Source organism: Ancylobacter dichloromethanicus, assembly GCF_018390645.1.
In the GTDB taxonomy this organism is placed as follows: domain Bacteria; phylum Pseudomonadota; class Alphaproteobacteria; order Rhizobiales; family Xanthobacteraceae; genus Ancylobacter; species Ancylobacter dichloromethanicus.
On the sequence record NZ_JAHBGC010000031.1, the window covers coordinates 1 to 19,075 of the forward strand.

17 protein-coding genes and 1 tRNA gene are annotated in these 19,075 nt (G+C 64.9%); 17 read left to right on the forward strand and 1 reads right to left on the reverse strand.

What is annotated here, in order from left to right; genetic code table 11:
* The 12 genes from KHC23_RS15715 to rpoC all read left to right on the forward strand — a co-directional run.
* Window positions 1-95, forward strand: a 95-nt coding sequence (locus tag KHC23_RS15715) for an EF-Tu C-terminal domain-related protein (protein WP_484771496.1), incomplete at its 5' end; no start/stop codon positions are given.
* Window positions 96-263: 168 nt separating this feature from the next.
* A tRNA-Trp gene (locus KHC23_RS15720) sits at window positions 264-340 on the forward strand.
* Window positions 341-540: 200 nt separating this feature from the next.
* Complete coding sequence (gene secE / locus KHC23_RS15725; RefSeq protein ID WP_213373615.1) at window positions 541-738, forward strand: preprotein translocase subunit SecE; 198 nt, start codon at window positions 541-543, stop codon at window positions 736-738.
* A gap of 11 nt (window positions 739-749) precedes the next feature.
* Window positions 750-1,280 carry a transcription termination/antitermination protein NusG gene (gene nusG / locus KHC23_RS15730; protein ID WP_213373616.1) on the forward strand — a complete coding sequence of 177 codons (531 nt, stop codon included), beginning with the start codon at window positions 750-752 and terminating at the stop codon, window positions 1,278-1,280.
* A 188-nt stretch (window positions 1,281-1,468) separates the two neighbouring features.
* Entirely contained in the window at window positions 1,469-2,083 is a 615-nt protein-coding gene (locus KHC23_RS15735; RefSeq protein WP_213373617.1) for a DJ-1/PfpI family protein, read from the forward strand.
* A 76-nt stretch (window positions 2,084-2,159) separates the two neighbouring features.
* Entirely contained in the window at window positions 2,160-2,531 is a 372-nt protein-coding gene (locus KHC23_RS15740) for a ribbon-helix-helix domain-containing protein (RefSeq protein WP_213373618.1), read from the forward strand.
* 256 nt (window positions 2,532-2,787) lie between these two features.
* Window positions 2,788-3,237 (forward strand): 50S ribosomal protein L11, encoded by a 450-nt coding sequence (rplK, locus tag KHC23_RS15745; protein WP_213373619.1) that lies wholly within the window; start codon window positions 2,788-2,790, stop codon window positions 3,235-3,237.
* A gap of 4 nt (window positions 3,238-3,241) precedes the next feature.
* Window positions 3,242-3,943: a 50S ribosomal protein L1 gene (gene rplA / locus KHC23_RS15750; RefSeq protein WP_213373620.1), complete on the forward strand. Its 702-nt coding sequence runs from the start codon at window positions 3,242-3,244 to the stop codon at window positions 3,941-3,943.
* A gap of 476 nt (window positions 3,944-4,419) precedes the next feature.
* Window positions 4,420-4,938, forward strand: coding sequence for a 50S ribosomal protein L10 (gene rplJ, locus KHC23_RS15755; protein ID WP_213373621.1), 519 nt, complete (start codon window positions 4,420-4,422; stop codon window positions 4,936-4,938).
* Window positions 4,939-4,987: 49 nt separating this feature from the next.
* Complete coding sequence (gene rplL, locus KHC23_RS15760; RefSeq protein ID WP_213373622.1) at window positions 4,988-5,359, forward strand: 50S ribosomal protein L7/L12; 372 nt, start codon at window positions 4,988-4,990, stop codon at window positions 5,357-5,359.
* A gap of 275 nt (window positions 5,360-5,634) precedes the next feature.
* Entirely contained in the window at window positions 5,635-9,765 is a 4,131-nt protein-coding gene (gene rpoB, locus KHC23_RS15765; protein ID WP_213373623.1) for a DNA-directed RNA polymerase subunit beta, read from the forward strand.
* A 124-nt stretch (window positions 9,766-9,889) separates the two neighbouring features.
* Window positions 9,890-14,080 (forward strand): DNA-directed RNA polymerase subunit beta', encoded by a 4,191-nt coding sequence (rpoC, locus tag KHC23_RS15770; RefSeq protein ID WP_213373624.1) that lies wholly within the window; start codon window positions 9,890-9,892, stop codon window positions 14,078-14,080.
* A gap of 85 nt (window positions 14,081-14,165) precedes the next feature.
* On the opposite strand, the gene KHC23_RS15775 is transcribed toward rpoC, so the two are convergent.
* Window positions 14,166-14,588: an organic hydroperoxide resistance protein gene (locus KHC23_RS15775; protein ID WP_213373625.1), complete on the reverse strand. Its 423-nt coding sequence runs from the start codon at window positions 14,586-14,588 to the stop codon at window positions 14,166-14,168.
* A 179-nt stretch (window positions 14,589-14,767) separates the two neighbouring features.
* Between KHC23_RS15775 and KHC23_RS15780 the strand changes: the two genes are divergently transcribed.
* From KHC23_RS15780 to KHC23_RS15800, 5 genes are all read left to right on the forward strand, one after another.
* Window positions 14,768-15,223, forward strand: coding sequence for a MarR family winged helix-turn-helix transcriptional regulator (locus tag KHC23_RS15780; RefSeq protein ID WP_213373626.1), 456 nt, complete (start codon window positions 14,768-14,770; stop codon window positions 15,221-15,223).
* A gap of 496 nt (window positions 15,224-15,719) precedes the next feature.
* Window positions 15,720-16,091 carry a 30S ribosomal protein S12 gene (rpsL, locus tag KHC23_RS15785; protein WP_018390597.1) on the forward strand — a complete coding sequence of 124 codons (372 nt, stop codon included), beginning with the start codon at window positions 15,720-15,722 and terminating at the stop codon, window positions 16,089-16,091.
* Window positions 16,092-16,101: 10 nt separating this feature from the next.
* Window positions 16,102-16,572 carry a 30S ribosomal protein S7 gene (gene rpsG, locus KHC23_RS15790; RefSeq protein WP_018390598.1) on the forward strand — a complete coding sequence of 157 codons (471 nt, stop codon included), beginning with the start codon at window positions 16,102-16,104 and terminating at the stop codon, window positions 16,570-16,572.
* A gap of 27 nt (window positions 16,573-16,599) precedes the next feature.
* On the forward strand, window positions 16,600-18,675 hold the full coding sequence (gene fusA, locus KHC23_RS15795) for an elongation factor G (protein WP_213373627.1): 2,076 nt from the start codon (window positions 16,600-16,602) through the stop codon (window positions 18,673-18,675).
* A gap of 63 nt (window positions 18,676-18,738) precedes the next feature.
* Window positions 18,739-19,075: GTP-binding protein (locus tag KHC23_RS15800; protein ID WP_213373319.1), on the forward strand; the 337-nt coding region annotated here is incomplete at its 3' end.

The following is a 19,075-nucleotide window of genomic DNA, read 5'->3' on the forward strand; positions in this document are numbered from 1 at the left end:
TCGTGCCGATCGCGATGGAAGACAAGCTGCGCTTCGCCATCCGCGAGGGCGGCCGCACCGTCGGCGCCGGCGTCGTCGCCGCCATCATCGAGTGATGATCCGGGATGCGCTCCGGCGCATCCCGTTCCGGCACCTGGGTTTTCTTCTCGTGCCGAACTGTTGATACCGGCGTACCGGCCTCTCGACGTGGGCGTGCCGCCGGTTATAGTGCCTCGCGATTCGAGAGGCGGGCGACCTGGGGCAAAGCCCCGCCCGTCTCTTCTAGGAGTGTAGCTCAACTGGTTAGAGCACCGGTCTCCAAAACCGGGGGTTGGGGGTTCGAGTCCCTCCACTCCTGCCACCCTTCCGGACGGGTGGCAGGCAAGGCGGCAAAGGTCCTTTGACGCGAGGCGGCTTTGCGGGCTATACGCCCGCTTCGTGCATTTAGACGGTTGTGCCGCGCAGGTGCCGATAAGGCGCAGCGCGGCGGAACCCTGCAGGCGGCGCGTCGCTATCAGCCGATACCGGCGCGGGCCGCATCAGAGGCGTTTCGAGACGAGCATGGCGAAGACGAACCCGGTCGAGTTCTTTCAGCAGGTCCGCGCGGAAGCCCGCAAGGTCACCTGGCCGACCCGTCGCGAGACGCTGATCACCACCGCGATGGTCTTCGTCATGGTGGTGCTGGCCTCGCTGTTCTTTCTGGTCGCCGACCAGGTTCTGAGCTTCGTCATCGCTCAGATCCTGCAGATCGGCCGGTGAGGAGAGACGCGATGCCGATGCGCTGGTACATCGTCCACGCCTATTCGAATTTCGAGAAGAAGGTCGCGGACTCGATCAAGGAACAGGCGGCGCAGCGCGGCCTCACTGATCTGTTCGAGCAGGTCCTGGTGCCGACCGAGAAGGTCGTCGAGGTGCGCCGTGGCCGCAAGGTCGACGCCGAGCGCAAATTCTTCCCCGGCTATGTGCTGGTGAAGATGGACCTCACCGACGAAGCCTTCCACCTGATCAAGAACACGCCGAAGGTCACCGGTTTCCTCGGTGCCGACAACAAGCCGATGCCGATCGCCGAGAAGGAGGCCATGCGCATCCTTCAGCAGGTGCAGGAAGGCATCGAGCGCCCCAAGCCGTCGATCACCTTCGAGGTGGGCGAGACGGTCAAGGTGTCGGACGGTCCCTTCGCCTCGTTCAACGGCGTCGTTGAGGAAGTCGACGAGGGCCGCTCCCGCCTCAAGGTCGCTGTGTCGATCTTCGGCCGCGCCACGCCGGTCGAGCTGGAATTCAGCCAGGTCGAGAAGGTCTGACGCCGGCATTTTCCGTACGGTTTCGAGGGCGCGGCCGCGGCGGCGCCCTTTTTCGTCGGCGGCCGCGTTAACGGTCAACGCTCCCGCGTTAACGGGTTAACACCCTCGCCCCGCGCCGGCGGCCTATCCTTCCTTCCAAGTCCTGCCGCCGCGCCCACGCGGACGGCGGCGCAGCAAGGGAGGAAGACATGGCTGGCAAACGCATTCTGATGATCGTCGGCGATTTCGTCGAGGACTACGAGACCATGGTGCCGTTCCAGGCACTGCTGGCGGTGGGGCACACCGTGCATGCGGTCTGCCCGGACAAGAAGGCCGGCGACAGCGTGGCCACCGCGATCCACGACTTCGAGGGGCACCAGACCTATTCGGAGAAGCGCGGCCACAATTTCGCGCTCAATGCCACCTTCGCCGAGGTCGACCCGGCGCGCTACGACGCGCTGGTGATTCCCGGCGGCCGGGCGCCGGAATATCTGCGCATGAACGACCGTGCCATCGAGATGGTGCGGCACTTCTTCGAGGCCGACAAGCCGGTCGCCGCGATCTGCCACGGCGCGCAGATTCTGGCCGGCGCGCGGGTGCTGGAGGGGCGCACCTGCTCGGCCTATCCGGCCTGCCGCGCCGAGGTGGAACTCGCCGGCGGCACCTATGCCGACATCGCCATCGACGCGGCGGTGACCGACGGCAATCTGGTGAGCGCCCCGGCCTGGCCGGCGCATCCGGCCTGGATCGCCCAGTTTCTCACAGTGCTCGGCACCACCATCGCTCATGGCGAGGTGACTATCGGCGCGCGCAAGGCGGCGTGAGGCGGCTTCGCGTCCGGGCGCAAGCGGACTATGATGCGGTGGCGGGGAAGAACGCCGCCACCGAGGGAGGCACGCCATGTGCAAGCTCTTCATCGAGGCCGATCCGGCGCTGTGGCAGACGCGGCTCAAATCGGTTCGCCTGAACGGCTTCTCCACCAGCGTCCGGCTGGAGAACCTCTATTGGCAGGTGCTGGAGGAAATCGCCCAGCGCGACGGCATGAGCCTGACGCAACTGCTCGCCCGGCTGCATGAGGAATTGACCTTCGCCCATGGCGGGGTCGAGAACTTCGCCTCTTTCCTGCGGGTGTGCTGCGGGCGCTACCTCGCGCTGCAGCTGGAGGGCGACGTGCCGCGCGACCTGGGCACGCCGATCCGCAGCCTCGATGCCGACGCGATCCTTGCCCGCGAGGCGCACCGCAACGGGCGCGTGCTCTCTTCGGCGGCCTGACGCCAGCGACGGTGGGGAGGCGGCGCCGACGGCGTTCGCCGGTTGCCTTGGCGCGCGGCTTGGTGTATGGGGACCGTTGCGTCGGCGGAGTTCAGTTCCGAGGGCGCACTCATACGCGGGAGGCACGGCCGGTTCGCCAGCCAGCATCATAACGTGCCGCTACCGCGACCCTCCATTTACGCCGCCCGCGATGAAGCCGTCGCGACGGCGTGCTTTGGCGTTTGCGACTGGCAGTCGCGTCGCCGAGGAGTTCGTCATGGCGAAAAAGATCACCGGCTACATCAAGTTGCAGGTGCCGGCCGGCTCGGCCAACCCCGCGCCGCCGATCGGCCCGGCGCTCGGTCAGCGCGGCCTCAACATCATGGAATTCTGCAAGGCGTTCAACGCCCAGACCGGCCAGCTCGAAAAGGGCATGCCGATCCCGGTGGTGATCACCGCCTATCAGGACCGCTCCTTCACCTTCGAGCTCAAGACCCCGCCGGTCTCCTACTTCCTGAAGAAGGCCGCCGGCCTCGAAACCAAGAAGAAGCCCGGCTCCGGTTCCAAGACCCCGGGCAAGGGCAGCTTCGTCGGCAAGATCTCGCAGGACCAGATGCGCGAGATCGCCGAGAAGAAGATGAAGGACCTCAACTGCGAAACCGTCGAATCGGCGGTCCGCATGATCGAGGGCTCCGCCCGTTCCATGGGCCTCGAAGTGGTGGGTTGAGCTGATGGCCAAGATTTCCAAGCGTGTTCGCTCCGTCCGCGAGGGCATTGATCCGGTGAAGCTGTACGGCCTCGACGAGGCGCTGCAGCTGCTCAAGGACCGCGCCAACGCCAAGTTCGACGAGACCATTGAGGTGGCGCTGAACCTTGGCGTCGACCCGCGTCACGCCGACCAGATGGTGCGCGGCGTGTGCAACCTGCCGAACGGTTCAGGCCGCACCGTCCGCGTCGCCGTGTTCGCGCGCGGCGCCAAGGCTGACGAAGCCAAGGCGGCGGGTGCCGACATCGTCGGCGCCGAGGACCTGCTCGAGACCATCCAGGGCGGCACGATCGAGTTCGATCGCTGCATCGCCACCCCGGACCTGATGCCGCTGGTCGGCCGTCTCGGCAAGGTGCTCGGCCCGCGCGGCCTGATGCCGAACCCGAAGGTCGGCACCGTCACCATGGACGTGAAGGGCGCCGTCGAGGCGGCCAAGGGCGGCGCGGTCGAGTTCCGCGTCGAGAAGGCCGGCATCATCCATGGCGGCATTGGCAAGGCCTCGTTCCCGGTCGACAAGCTGGCCGAGAACATCCGTGCCTTTGTCGACGCCGTGGTCAAGGCCAAGCCGACCGGCGCCAAGGGCACCTATGTCCAGCGCGTCGCCGTCTCCTCGACCATGGGCCCCGGCCTGAAGGTCGAGCCGGGCACCGTCCTGGTGGTCGGCTGAGCGGGCGTTCGACTGGCATGTGGCACGGGGCCGGTCGCGGCCCCGTGATCGCGACGGTGTGGATTTGTCAAGCCCTTGGTGCTATCAGGGGTGACAAATCCCAAGCGACCCACTATATGGGCGGTTTCGTTGCCGACGACGAGTCGGTCGCGAACCGATGCAATTTCAGCTTTCGCTCGCGTAAAATCGAGCGGAGAGGCCGGCAAGGTTCGCCTTGCCGGCTTTAAGTCCTGTCCGAGACTGCCGGTGCCATCTCGCTGAGGTGGCTTAATCCCGCTCCGGGGCCAGCATAGACGGGGTACGACCGAAGAAGGGTTCCGGGCGACCGGGTCCTGGCTTTCGGCTCGAACCAGCGCCTTGGCCGGTTTTCGGTCCCAGGGGACAGGATTCTAACCGTCGTCTCTCCGGAAGGAGGGGCGGCAAGGCGCAAACCCGGCGGGGAAGGCATTCTTCCTCGCCACCGGAGAGCAAGTGAAGTGGATCGAGCACAAAAAGAAGAGCTCGTCACGTCGCTCACCGAGGTGTTCAACACCACCTCGGTTGTCGTCGTGGCCCACTATTCCGGCCTCACCGTCGCCCAGCTGTCGGCCCTGCGCCGCCAGATGAAGGCGAATGGTGCGACCGTGAAGGTGGCGAAGAACCGCCTCGCCAAGATCGCTCTCGAAGGTTCGGACGTCGCTCATGTCGCGGCCCTGCTGAAGGGTCCGACCATTATCGCTTATTCGAGCGATCCTGTTGCGGCCCCGAAGGTTGCCGTCGACTTCGCCAAGACGAACGACAAGTTCGTCATCCTCGGCGGAGCGTTCGGCACGACGGCCCTGAATGTGGATGGTGTGAAGGCTCTGGCCACCATGCCGTCCCTTGATGAACTGCGTGCGAAGCTGGTCGGCCTTATTCAGGCCCCGGCGACCAAGATCGCCCAGCTCAGCACCGCGCCGGCGGCAAAGCTCGCCCGTGTGTTCGCGGCCTATGCCCGAGAGAACGAAGCCGCGTGAGGCTTCCCGGTAATACTGGTTCGAACCGAAATCCAAGGACTTAAGTAAAATGGCTGATCTGTCGAAGCTCGTTGACGAGCTGTCCTCCCTGACCGTTCTCGAGGCTGCCGAGCTCGCGAAGCTCCTCGAAGAGAAGTGGGGCGTTTCCGCTGCCGCCGCCGTGGCTGTCGCCGCTGCCCCGGCCGCTGCCGCTGCCGCCGTTGAAGAGCAGACCGAGTTCACCGTTATCCTGGCCGCGGCCGGCGATAAGAAGATCGAGGTCATCAAGGAAGTCCGCGCCATCACCGGCCTGGGCCTCAAGGAAGCCAAGGATCTCGTCGAGGCGGCCCCCAAGGCTGTCAAGGAAGGCGTGACCAAGGACGAAGCCGAAAAGATCAAGGCGCAGATCGAGAAGGCCGGCGCCAAGGTCGAGCTCAAGTGAGCATCTGACTATCGGAGGCCGCCGGTTCGCCGGCGGCCTCTGCCTTCGGCGTGTCCGGGGGGCGTGCATTAAGGAAGCCCGACGGCTTCCCTGACGATCCCGGGATCGGATCATCAGGCGAGCCGTCGGTTGCGGAACGGTCTGAGGGCGAGGCGCCAAGTGCCTCATCCTCGTCGGATTGTTCCGTGATCATAAGCCTCCACGGATGGCCACCCGGCCCTCCCGCCGGGATCGTGGAAGGCGCTGACGGATACTCGGACGGAGCGAGGAGCGACATGGCGCAGACGTTCACCGGTCGTAAGCGGGTCCGCAAGTTTTTCGGCAAGATCCAGGAAGTGGCTGAGATGCCGAACCTCATCGAGGTTCAGAAGGCATCCTATGACCAGTTCCTGCAGATCGTTGAGCCGAAGGGCGGTCGCGCTGACGACGGCATTCAGGCGGTTTTCAAGTCGGTTTTCCCGATCTCGGACTTTTCGGGCGCTGCCATGCTCGAATTCGTCCGCTACGAGTTCGAACTGCCGAAATACGACGTTGACGAGTGCCGCCAGCGCGGCATGACCTTCGCCGCGCCGCTGAAGGTCACGCTGCGTCTGATCGTGTTCGATGTCGATCCCGATACCGGCTCCAAGTCCGTCAAGGACATCAAGGAGCAGGATGTCTACATGGGCGACATCCCGCTGATGACCATGAACGGCACGTTCATCGTGAACGGCACCGAACGCGTCATCGTGTCCCAGATGCACCGTTCGCCGGGCGTGTTCTTCGACCACGACAAGGGCAAGACGCACTCCTCGGGCAAGCTGCTGTTTGCCGCGCGCATCATCCCGTATCGCGGTTCCTGGCTCGACATCGAGTTCGACGCCAAGGACATCGTGTATGCGCGCATCGACCGGCGCCGGAAGATTCCGGTGACGAGCCTGCTCTTCGCGCTCGGCCTCGCCGGCGAGGAGATCCTCAACACCTTCTACGACACCATCACCTTCGCCCGCACGACCGATGGCTGGCGCATGCCGTTCGATCCCAAGCGGATGAAGGGCTACAAGGCCGTGTCCGACCTCGTCGACGCCGACACCGGCGAAGTCGTGATCGAGGCCGGCAAGAAGGTGACGGTACGTCAGGCCCGTCAGCTCGCCGAGAAGGGCCTCAAGGCGCTCAAGATCTCCGACGAGGAGATGGTCGGCCAGTACGTGGCCGAGGACATCGTCAACCCGACTTCGGGCGAGATCTATGTCGAGGCCGGTGAGGAAGTCACCGAGAAGATGCTGAAGCAGCTTGTCGAGCTTGGCTACGACGAGGTGCCGATCCTCGACATCGACCACGTCAATGTGGGCGCCTACATCCGCAACACGCTCAGCGTCGACAAGAACGTGACCCGCGAGGACGCGCTGTTCGACATCTACCGCGTGATGCGCCCCGGCGAGCCGCCGACGCTCGATTCCGCGCAGGCCATGTTCCACTCGCTGTTCTTCGACAGCGAGCGCTACGACCTGTCCGCGGTCGGCCGCGTGAAGATGAACATGCGCCTCGACCTCGACGCCGAGGACACGGTGCGGGTGCTGCGCCGCGAGGACATCCTCGCGGTCATCCAGACGCTGGTCCAGCTGCGCGACGGCAAGGGCGAGATCGACGACATCGATCACCTCGGCAACCGCCGCGTCCGCTCGGTCGGCGAGCTGATGGAGAACCAGTACCGCGTCGGCCTGCTGCGCATGGAGCGCGCCATCAAGGAGCGGATGTCGTCCGTCGACATCGACACCGTGATGCCGCAGGACCTGATCAACGCCAAGCCGGTGGCGGCGGCGGTGCGTGAGTTCTTCGGCTCGTCGCAGCTCTCGCAGTTCATGGACCAGACCAACCCGCTGTCCGAGATCACCCACAAGCGCCGCCTCTCGGCGCTTGGCCCGGGCGGTCTGACGCGCGAGCGCGCCGGCTTCGAGGTGCGCGACGTGCACCCGACGCATTACGGCCGCATCTGCCCGATCGAGACGCCGGAAGGCCCGAATATCGGCCTGATCAACTCGCTGGCGACCTTCGCCCGCGTGAACAAGTACGGCTTCATCGAGGCGCCCTATCGCCGCGTGAAGGACAGCCAGGTGCAGGACGAGGTGGTCTATCTCTCCGCCATGGAGGAGGGGAAGTACTACGTCGCGCAGGCCAATATCCCGCTCGACGCGGAAGGCCGCTTCGTCGAGGACCTGATCGTCTGCCGTCACGCCGGCGACGTGCTCCTCGTCACCCCGGACCGCGTCGACTTCATGGACGTGTCGCCCAAGCAGTTGGTCTCGGTCGCCGCGGCGCTGATCCCGTTCCTGGAGAACGACGACGCCAACCGCGCGCTGATGGGCTCCAACATGCAGCGCCAGGCGGTGCCGCTGGTGCGCGCCGACGCGCCCTTCGTGGGCACGGGCATGGAATCGGTGGTCGCCCGCGACTCGGGCGCCGCCATCGGCGCCCGCCGTACCGGCATGGTCGATCAGGTCGATGCGACCCGTATCGTCATCCGCGCGACGGAGGAGAACGATCCGTCGAAGTCGGGCGTCGACATCTACCGGCTGCAGAAGTTCCAGCGCTCCAACCAGTCGACCTGCATCAACCAGCGTCCGCTGGTGCGGGTGGGCGACCGCGTGCGCAAGGGCGACATCATCGCCGACGGTCCCTCGACCGATCTCGGCGACCTGGCGCTCGGCCGGAACATCCTCGTCGCCTTCATGCCCTGGAACGGCTACAACTTCGAAGACTCGATCCTGCTGTCGGAGAACATCTCCAAGGGTGACGTCTTCTCCTCGATCCACATCGAGGAGTTCGAGGTGATGGCCCGTGACACCAAGCTGGGGCCGGAGGAGATCACGCGCGACATTCCGAACGTGTCGGAAGAGGCGCTGAAGAACCTCGACGAGGCCGGCATCGTCTATATCGGCGCCGAAGTGCAGGCGGGCGACATCCTCTGCGGCAAGATCACGCCCAAGGGCGAGAGCCCGATGACCCCGGAAGAGAAGCTGCTTCGCGCCATCTTCGGCGAGAAGGCGGCGGACGTGCGCGACACCTCGCTGCGCGTTCCCCCGGGCGTCACCGGCACCATCGTCGAAGTGCGCGTGTTCAACCGCCACGGCGTCGACAAGGACGAGCGCGCCCAGGCGATCGAGCGCGAGGAGATCGAACGCCTCGCCAAGGACCGCGACGACGAGCAGGCCATCCTCGACCGCAACGTCTTCGGGCGTCTCGCCGAGATGCTCGACGGCAAGACCGGGGTCGCCGGCCCGAAGGGGTTCAAGAAGGACACGGCGCTCAGCCGTTCCGTGCTGACCGAGTACCCGCGCAGCCAGTGGTGGCAGTTCGCGGTCGCCGACGACCATCTGATGGGTGAGCTGGAGGCGATCCGCAACCAGTACGACGAGTCGAAGAAGCGCCTCGAGCAGCGCTTCCTCGACAAGGTCGAGAAGCTGCAGCGCGGCGACGAGCTGCCGCCCGGCGTGATGAAGATGGTCAAGGTCTTCATCGCGGTGAAGCGCAAGATCCAGCCGGGCGACAAGATGGCCGGCCGGCACGGCAACAAGGGCGTGGTCTCGCGCATCGTCCCGGTCGAGGACATGCCGTTCCTTGAGGACGGCACCCCGGTCGACATGGTGCTCAACCCGCTCGGCGTGCCCTCGCGCATGAATGTCGGGCAGATCCTGGAGACGCATCTGGGCTGGGCCTGCGCGGGCCTTGGCCGGGTGATCGACCGGGCCATCGAGGGCTACCGGCAGACCCAGGACATCGGCCCGTTGAAGGACGCGTTCGGCAAGATCTACGGCAAGGACGAGACCATCGACTCGCTCGACGAGGATGGTCTGGTCGAGCTGGGATCGAACCTGCGTCGCGGCGTGCCGATCGCCACCCCGGTGTTCGACGGCGCCCGCGAGGCGGATATCGAGCACATGCTGGAACTGGCGGGCCTCGACAAGTCGGCGCAGTCGACGCTGTTCGACGGCCGCACCGGCGAGCAGTTCGACCGTAAGGTCACGGTCGGCTACATCTACATGCTGAAGCTGCATCACCTTGTCGACGACAAGATCCATGCACGCTCGATCGGCCCGTACTCGCTCGTCACCCAGCAGCCGCTGGGCGGCAAGGCGCAGTTCGGCGGTCAGCGCTTCGGCGAGATGGAGGTGTGGGCGTTGGAGGCCTATGGCGCCGCCTACACGCTGCAGGAGATGCTCACCGTCAAGTCGGACGACGTCGCGGGCCGTACCAAGGTCTATGAGGCCATCGTGCGCGGCGACGACACCTTCGAGGCGGGCATTCCCGAGAGCTTCAACGTTCTCGTCAAGGAGATGCGTTCGCTCGGCCTCAACGTCGAGCTGATGAACTCCAAGACCCTCTCGGCGGTGCCGACCCCGGGCGAGAGCCTGCCAGCGGCCGAATGACCGACTGAAACAAGGGCGGACGCGCAGGTCGCGTCCGCCCCTTCGATCGCTCGACAGACCAGACTTTTCCGTGACCCCAACCAGCCGCGGCGGCGGAGGCGGGGTCCAGCCGAAGGAGACGGCGATGAATCAAGAGGTCATGAATCTCTTCAACCCGGCGGCGCCGGCGCCGACTTTCGATCAGATCAAAATCTCGATCGCGAGTCCGGAGAAGATCCTGTCGTGGTCCTTCGGTGAGATCAAGAAGCCGGAGACGATCAACTACCGCACGTTCAAGCCCGAGCGTGACGGCTTGTTCTGCGCGCGCATCTTCGGTCCCATCAAGGACTATGAGTGCCTGTGCGGCAAGTACAAGCGCATGAAGTACAAGGGCATCATCTGCGAGAAGTGCGGCGTCGAGGTCACCCTCTCGCGCGTGCGCCGCGAGCGCATGGGCCACATCGAACTGGCCGCCCCGGTCGCGCACATCTGGTTCCTGAAGTCGCTGCCGAGCCGCATCGGCCTGCTGCTCGACATGACGCTCAAGGACCTCGAGCGCATCCTGTACTTCGAATATTACTGCGTCATCGAGCCGGGCCTCACGCCGCTGAAGGAGCGTCAGCTCCTCTCGGAAGAGGACTATCTGCGCGCCCAGGAAGAATATGGCGATGACTCGTTCACCGCCCTGATCGGCGCCGAGGCGATCCGCGAGATCCTGCGCGGCATGGACCTCGAGAAGATCGCCGGCAACCTGCGCAAGGAGATCGCCGAGGCGACCACCGAGCTGAAGCCGAAGAAGCTCGCCAAGCGTCTGAAGATCGTCGAGGCCTTCCAGGAATCCGGCAACAAGCCGGAATGGATGATCCTGACGCATGTCCCGGTGATCCCGCCGGACCTGCGCCCGCTCGTCCCGCTCGACGGCGGCCGTTTCGCCACGTCCGACCTCAACGACCTGTACCGCCGCGTCATCAACCGCAACAACCGCCTGAAGCGGCTGATCGAGCTGAAGGCGCCGGACATCATCATCCGCAACGAGAAGCGCATGCTTCAGGAAGCGGTCGATGCGCTGTTCGACAACGGCCGCCGCGGCCGCGTCATCACGGGCGCCAACAAGCGCCCGCTGAAGTCGCTCGCCGACATGCTGAAGGGCAAGCAGGGCCGGTTCCGCCAGAACCTGCTCGGCAAGCGCGTCGATTATTCCGGCCGTTCGGTGATCGTCGTCGGTCCCGAGCTGAAGCTGCACCAGTGCGGCCTGCCGAAGAAGATGGCGCTGGAGCTGTTCAAGCCCTTCATCTATTCGCGTCTCGACGCCAAGGGGCTTTCCGCGACGGTGAAGCAGGCGAAGAAGCTGGTCGAGAAGGAGCGTCCCGAGGTGTGGGACATCCTCGACGAGGTGATCCGCGAGCATCCGGTGATGCTGAACCGTGCCCCGACGCTGCATCGCCTGGGCATCCAGGCGTTCGAGCCGGTGCTGATCGAGGGCAAGGCGATCCAGCTTCACCCGCTGGTCTGCTCGGCCTTCAACGCGGACTTCGACGGCGACCAGATGGCGGTGCACGTGCCCCTGTCCATCGAGGCGCAGCTCGAAGCGCGCGTGCTGATGATGTCGACCAACAACATCTTGCATCCCGCCAACGGTGCGCCGATCATCGTGCCGTCGCAGGACATCGTGCTCGGTCTCTATTATCTCACCATGATGAAGGAGAACGAGCCGGGCGAAGGCATGGCCTTCTCCAACATGGGCGAGATCGACCACGCGCTGGCGGCCAAGGCCATCACCCTGCACACCAAGGTGCGCGGACGCTATATCGGTGTGGACGGGGACGGCAATCCGGCCTCGAAGATCTACGAGACCACGCCCGGCCGCATGAAGCTCGGTGAGCTGCTGCCGAAGAACGCCAAGACTCCCTTCGACGTCGTCAACAAGCTGATGACCAAGAAGGAAATCTCGAACATGATCGACACCGTCTACCGCCACTGCGGTCAGAAGGAGACGGTCATCTTCTGCGACCGCATCATGACGCTCGGCTTCTCCAACGCCTTCCGCGCCGGCATTTCGTTCGGCAAGGACGACATGGTTGTGCCCTCCAAGAAGTGGGACATGGTCGAGGAGACCCGCTCGCTCACCAAGGAGTACGAGCAGCAGTACAATGACGGCCTGATCACCCAGGGCGAGAAGTACAACAAGGTCGTCGACGCCTGGGGCAAGTGCTCCGCGCGCCTCGCCGACGAGATGATGGCCGAGATTTCGGCGGTGAAGAAGGACCCGGTGACGGGGCGCGAGAAGCAGATCAACTCGATCTACATGATGGCGCATTCCGGCGCGCGCGGTTCGCGCGAGCAGATGCGCCAGCTCGCCGCCATGCGCGGCCTGATGGCCAAGCCCTCGGGCGAGATCATCGAGACGCCGATCATCTCGAACTTCAAGGAAGGCCTGTCCGTGCTCGAGTACTTCAACTCGACCCACGGCGCCCGCAAGGGTCTGGCCGATACCGCGCTGAAGACCGCCAACTCGGGCTACCTGACCCGTCGCCTCGTCGACGTGGCCCAGGACAGCATCATCACGTTGCGCGACTGCGGCACCACCAACGGTATCGCCATGCGCGCCATCATCGACGCGGGCAACATCGTCGCCACGCTCGGCTCGCGCGTTCTGGGCCGCACCGCGGCCGAGGACGTGATCGAGGGCGCGACCGGCAAGGTGATCGTGCCGGCCGGCCACATGATGGACGAGGCGGACGTCGAGCGTATCGGCAAGGCCGGCGTGCAGGAGATCAAGATCCGCTCGGTGCTGACCTGCGAGGCCAAGAACGGCGTCTGCGGCACCTGCTACGGGCGCGATCTCGCCCGCGGCACGCCGGTGAACATGGGCGAGGCGGTCGGCGTCATCGCGGCGCAGTCGATCGGCGAGCCGGGCACCCAGCTCACCATGCGCACCTTCCACATCGGCGGCGCGGCGCAGCTCTCCGAGCAGTCCTTCATCGAGGCCTCTTTCGAGGGCACGGTGAAGATCCGCAACCGCAACGTGGTGCGGAACTCGGAAGGCGAGCTGATCGCGATGAGCCGCAACCTTTCCGTCCTGATCATCGATCACGACGGCTCGGAGAAGGCGTCCCACCGCATCCAGTTCGGCGCCAAGCTGAAGGTGGATGAGGGCGACGCGATCAAGCGCGGCCAGCGTATCGCCGAGTGGGACCCCTATACCCGCCCGATCCTCACCGAGGTCGAGGGTATCGTGGGTTACGAGGATCTGGTGGAAGGCGCCTCGCTGAGCGAGACGGTCGACGAATCGACCGGTATCGCCAAGCGCGTCGTCACCGACTGGCGCACCGGCCGTGGCTCGGAACTGCGCCCCTCGCTGGTGGTGAAGGGTGCGGACGGCAAGGTGCTGAAGCTGCAGCGCGGCGGCGATGCCCGCTACACGCTGCCGGTGGAGGCGATCCTGTCGGCCGATCCGGGTTCCACCATCAAGGCGGGCGACGTGCTGGCCCGCGTGCCGATGGAATCCGCCAAGACCCGCGACATCACGGGCGGCCTGCCGCGCGTGGCGGAGCTGTTCGAGGCGCGTCGTCCGAAGGATGCGGCGATCATCGCCGAAATCTCCGGCACGATCCGGTTCGGCAAGGACTACAAGAACAAGCGCCGCGTGAGCATTGAGCCGCAGGATTCGACCGACGACACGGCCGAGTACCTGATCCCGAAGGGCAAGCACATCCATCTGCAGGATGGCGACCTCGTCGAGAAGGGCGACTTCATCGTCGACGGCAACCCGGCGCCGCACGACATCCTGGCGATCAAGGGCGTCGAGGAACTCGCCGCCTATCTCGTCAACGAGATCCAGGAGGTTTACCGGCTGCAGGGCGTGCTGATCAACGACAAGCACATCGAGGTGATCGTTCGCCAGATGCTGCAGAAGGTCGAGATCGACGACGCCGGCGAAAGCGACCTGCTCACCAATGAGCAGATCGACGCCTCGGAGCTGAACGAGATCAACGAGGTGCTGATCGCCGAGGGCAAGAAGCCCGCGTCGGGCCATCCCGTGCTGCTCGGCATCACCAAGGCGAGCCTGCAGACGCGCTCGTTCATCTCGGCCGCCTCCTTCCAGGAGACGACCCGGGTGCTCACCGAGGCGGCGGTCAACGGCAAGTCCGATGATCTCGCCGGCCTCAAGGAGAACGTCATCGTCGGCCGCCTCATCCCGGCGGGTACGGGCGCCCAGATGGCGAAGCTGCGCGTGACCGCGACAGGCCGCGACGAGCTGATCACCGCTCAGAACGAGCAGGACGGCGCCGCCGCCAATGCGCGTCAGATCGAGGGACCTGCTGCGGCCGAATGACCGGCACAGCAGTTCATCGCGAATGAAAGAAGGGCCGCTCCTCACGGAGCGGCCCTTTTGTCTGAAGGCGGCGGCGCCGGCCTGTTCAGGCGACGGCGAGGCGCACGTCGAGATTGCCCTTGGTGGCGTGCGAATAGGGGCAGACGATGTGGGCGCGGGCGACGAGGTCTTCGGCCACCGGGCGCCCGATGCCGGGCAGGGCGATGGTCAGCGCCACGTCGAGACCGAACCCTTTGCCGTCGGCGCGCGGGCCGATGCCGACATCGGCGGTGACCGTGGCGTCGTCCGGAACCTTTATCTTCTGCTGGCCGGCGGCGAACTTGATGGCGCCGAGGAAGCAGGCGGCATATCCGGCAGCGAAGAGCTGTTCCGGGTTGTTGCCGGCGCCGCCCGGACCGCCGAGTTCCTTCGGCGTCACAAGGTCGACCTTGAGGGCGCCGTCGGCGGTCGCCGCCGAGCCGGTGCGCCCGCCCGTGGCGGTCGCCTGGGTCCTGTAGAGAACGTTCATGATGTGCCTCCTTGGCTGGGCGGAACGTGCCGCAGATGGAAAGCGCCGAACTCAATCGCGCGCGATATAAAACTGGATAGACGCCTTTCAAAATGTTGTCGAGTGAAAAATTATCGCGCAAACTGTTAGCGTGACGCTGCCGGGCCGGTCGGGCCCGGCGCCGCGCAGGAGAACGGCACATGGAAGGCACGAATCCCGACGACTCACGCAGGCTGGAAGGGCAGTTCTGCTTCGCGCTCTATTCCGCCACCCATGCGGTAATGCGCAGCTACCGGCCGCTGCTGGAGCCGCTCGGCCTGACCTACCCGCAATATCTGGTGCTGCTGGTCCTGTGGGAGCAGGGCGAGCAGACGGTGGGGGGGGTCGCCGACCGCATGTTCCTTGACCCCTCGACGCTGACGCCGCTGCTGAAGCGTCTGGAGGGCATGGGGCTGGTAAGGCGTATGCGCAACCCGGACAATGAGCGCCAGCTCATCGTCAGCCTGACCGAGGCGGGGAGGGCGCTACAGGACCAGGCCCGTGACATTCCGGCGGCGCTCCTCTGCGCCTCGGCGCGGCCGATTGACGAACTTCTCCGCCTGCGCGATGAACTTGTCGCGATTCGCGAATCCTTTGCGGCGGCGGGCGCCGCCTGAGCCGCGAATCCGGCGGCCGGCGGAGGCCGCGTTGGGCAACTCGGAAACGAAGATTCGTTGCGTGGCGGCAGGGCGCGGCGAAATCTAACGTCCGCAACGCCTCACACGGGCCTGTGAGCAGGCAATATCGCGGTTAAGGGTTGACGAAAGGCGAGTCGGCGCGTAGAAGGCGCCTACTTTCACGGCAGGCGGTTGATGTTACCGCGTTCGGACACCCTGTCTGGACACAGAACTTCAAGACGCTGCCGGGACGCACGCACGACCAAATCCGGCGCATGATCGCGTATATGGCGGCCTAAACATCTGTCGCGTGATCCTCTGAACGTACAGCGCCCTCGGCCAGGATCTGGCCGGCGGCGCTTCTTTCGTTCGCAGCCAAGCCGGCATGTGCTGACTGTTCCGATCCGTCGAGAGCGAAGAATGCGGTTGTGGCCGCGGAAATTGGGTTAGCGCGGGGCATTCCTGTCCTTAGCGCAGCGAGACGAAGGCGAGACACGTGCCGACGATCAACCAGCTGATCCGCAAGCCGCGGGAAGCCCAGAAAGCCCGGAACAAGGTTCCGGCGCTGCAGGCCAGCCCGCAGAAGCGCGGCGTTTGCACCCGCGTCTATACGACGACCCCGAAGAAGCCGAACTCGGCGCTTCGTAAGGTCGCCAAGGTTCGTTTGACCAATGGCTATGAAGTCATCGGTTACATCCCCGGCGAGGGGCACAACCTGCAGGAACACTCCGTGGTGATGATCCGCGGCGGCCGCGTCAAGGATCTTCCCGGCGTGCGCTATCACATCCTGCGCGGCGTGCTCGATACGCAGGGCGTCAAGAATCGTAAGCAGCGCCGTTCGAAGTACGGCGCCAAGCGGCCGAAGTGAGGATTGAACGATGTCCCGTCGTCATCGTGCAGAGCGCCGCGAAGTCACCCCGGATCCCAAGTTCGGGAGCGAGGTGCTGAGCCGCTTCATGAACGCCGTCATGTATGACGGCAAGAAGTCGGTCGCCGAGCAGATCGTCTATGGCGCGCTCGACCTGGTCGAGAACCGCGCCAAGTCGGAGCCGCTGGGTGTGTTCACCCAGGCGCTCGACAATGTGAGCCCGGCCATCGAGGTGCGCTCCCGCCGAGTCGGTGGCGCCACCTATCAGGTGCCGGTCGAAGTGCGGCCCGAGCGTCGTCAGGCTCTCGCGATCCGTTGGCTGATCATTGCGGCCCGTGCCCGCAACGAGAAGACGATGGTCGAGCGTCTGTCGGGCGAACTGCTCGACGCCTCGAACAATCGCGGCACCGCCGTGAAGAAACGTGAAGACACGCACCGCATGGCGGAGGCCAACCGCGCCTTCTCTCACTACCGCTGGTGATGACGAGAGCCGGGACGAGGATCTGATATGTCGCGCATTAATGCTATCGAAGACTACCGCAACTTCGGCATCATGGCCCACATTGATGCCGGCAAGACCACCACGACCGAACGGATCCTCTATTACACCGGCAAGAGCCACAAGATCGGCGAAGTCCATGATGGCGCCGCCACCATGGACTGGATGACCCAGGAGCAGGAGCGCGGCATCACCATCACGTCGGCCGCGACGACCGCTTTCTGGCATGGCAAGCGCCTGAACATCATCGACACGCCCGGCCACGTCGACTTCACCATCGAAGTCGAGCGTTCGCTGCGCGTGCTGGATGGCGCTGTCTGCGTGCTCGACGGCAACCAGGGCGTCGAGCCCCAGACCGAGACCGTCTGGCGCCAGGCCGACAAGTACAACGTGCCGCGCATCGTGTTCGTCAACAAGATGGACAAGACCGGCGCCGACTTCTTCCGCTGCGTCGAGATGATCATCGATCGCGTCGACGGCAAGCCGGTCTGCTGCCAGCTTCCCATCGGTTCCGAGAACAACTTCAAGGGCGTGATCGACCTGATCCGCATGAAGGCTGTCGTGTGGGACAATGAGGAACTCGGCGCCAAGTTTCGCGACGAGGAGATCCCGGCCGAGCTGCTCGACCAGGCCGTCGAATATCGCGGCAAGCTGCTCGAAGCGGCCGTCGAGCTCGACGACGACGTGCTCGCGGCCTATCTCGACGGCGTCGAGCCGGACGAGGCGACCCTCAAGAGCCTGATCCGCAAGGCCGTCATCGGCCGCGTGTTCAACCCGGTGTTCTGCGGCTCGGCGTTCAAGAACAAGGGCGTGCAGCCCCTGCTCGACGCCGTGTGCGATTTCCTGCCCTCGCCGATCGATCGTGGCGCGATCAAGGGCATCGACTTCGACACCGAGGAAGAGACCGTCCGCAACCCGAGCGATTCCGACCCGCTGTCGGTGCTCGCGTTCAAGATCATGGACGACCCCTTCGTCGGCACCATCACCTTCTGCCGCATCTACTCGGGCAAGCTCGAGTCGGGCATGGGTCTGCTGAACTCGACCCGTGACAAGAAGGAGCGCGTCGGCCGCATGCTGCTCATGCATGCGAACAACCGCGAAGACATCAAGGAAGCCTATGCCGGCGACATCGTCGCCCTGGCGGGCCTCAAGGAAGTGCGCACCGGCGATACGCTGTGCGACCCGGCCAAGCCGGTGATCCTGGAGAAGATGGAATTCCCCGAGCCGGTCATCGAGATCGCGATCGAGCCGAAGTCGAAGGCCGACCAGGAGAAGCTGGGGCTCGCCCTTGCGAAGCTGGCGGCGGAAGATCCGTCGTTCCGCGTGTCGACCGATTTCGAAAGCGGCCAGACCATCCTCAAGGGCATGGGCGAACTGCATCTCGACATCAAGGTCGACATCCTGAAGCGCACCTACAAGGTCGACGCCAATATCGGCGCTCCGCAGGTGGCCTATCGCGAGACGATCACCCGCAAGACCGAGGTCGACTACACCCACAAGAAGCAGACCGGCGGTACCGGTCAGTTCGCCCGGGTGAAGTTCGTGGTCGAGCCGAACGAAGTCGGCAAGGGCTTCGCCTTCGAGAGCAAGATCATCGGCGGCGCGGTGCCGAAGGAGTACATCCCCGGCGTCAACAAGGGTCTGGAGAGCGTGCTCGGTTCGGGCGTGCTGGCCGGCTTCCCGGTGGTGGACGTCAAGGTCGAGCTCGTCGACGGCGCCTATCACGAAGTCGACTCGTCGGCGCTGGCGTTCGAGATCGCGTCCCGTGCGGCCTTCCGCGAAGCCCTGCAGAAGGGCGGCGCGGTGCTGCTGGAGCCGATCATGAAGGTCGAGGTCGTGACCCCGGAAGACTATACCGGCTCGGTCATCGGCGACCTCAACTCCCGCCGCGGCCAGATCCAGGGCCAAGACATGCGTGGCAATGCGAACGTCGTGAACGCGATGGTGCCGCTCGCCAACATGTTCGGCTACGTCAATACGCTCCGGTCCTTCTCGCAGGGCCGCGCTACCTTCACCATGCAGTTCGACCACTACGAGCAGGTGCCGTCGAACGTCGCTCAGGAGGTTCAGGCCAAGTACGCGTGAGCGTCGGCCTGAATTTCTGAAGCGAATTCGTATCAACATCGAAGAAGACCGACGGAGAGCCCCGTGGCCAAAGAGAAGTTCAACCGATCGAAGCCTCACTGCAACATTGGGACGATTGGCCATGTTGACCATGGCAAGACGTCGTTGACGGCTGCGATCACGAAGGTTCTTGCGGAATCGGGCGGCGCGACGTTCACGGCGTACGACCAGATTGACAAGGCTCCGGAAGAGAAGGCGCGCGGGATCACGATCTCGACGGCGCATGTCGAGTACGAGACGTCGAACCGCCACTACGCGCATGTCGACTGCCCTGGCCACGCGGATTATGTGAAGAACATGATCACGGGCGCGGCGCAGATGGACGGCGCGATCCTGGTGGTGTCGGCGGCGGACGGTCCGA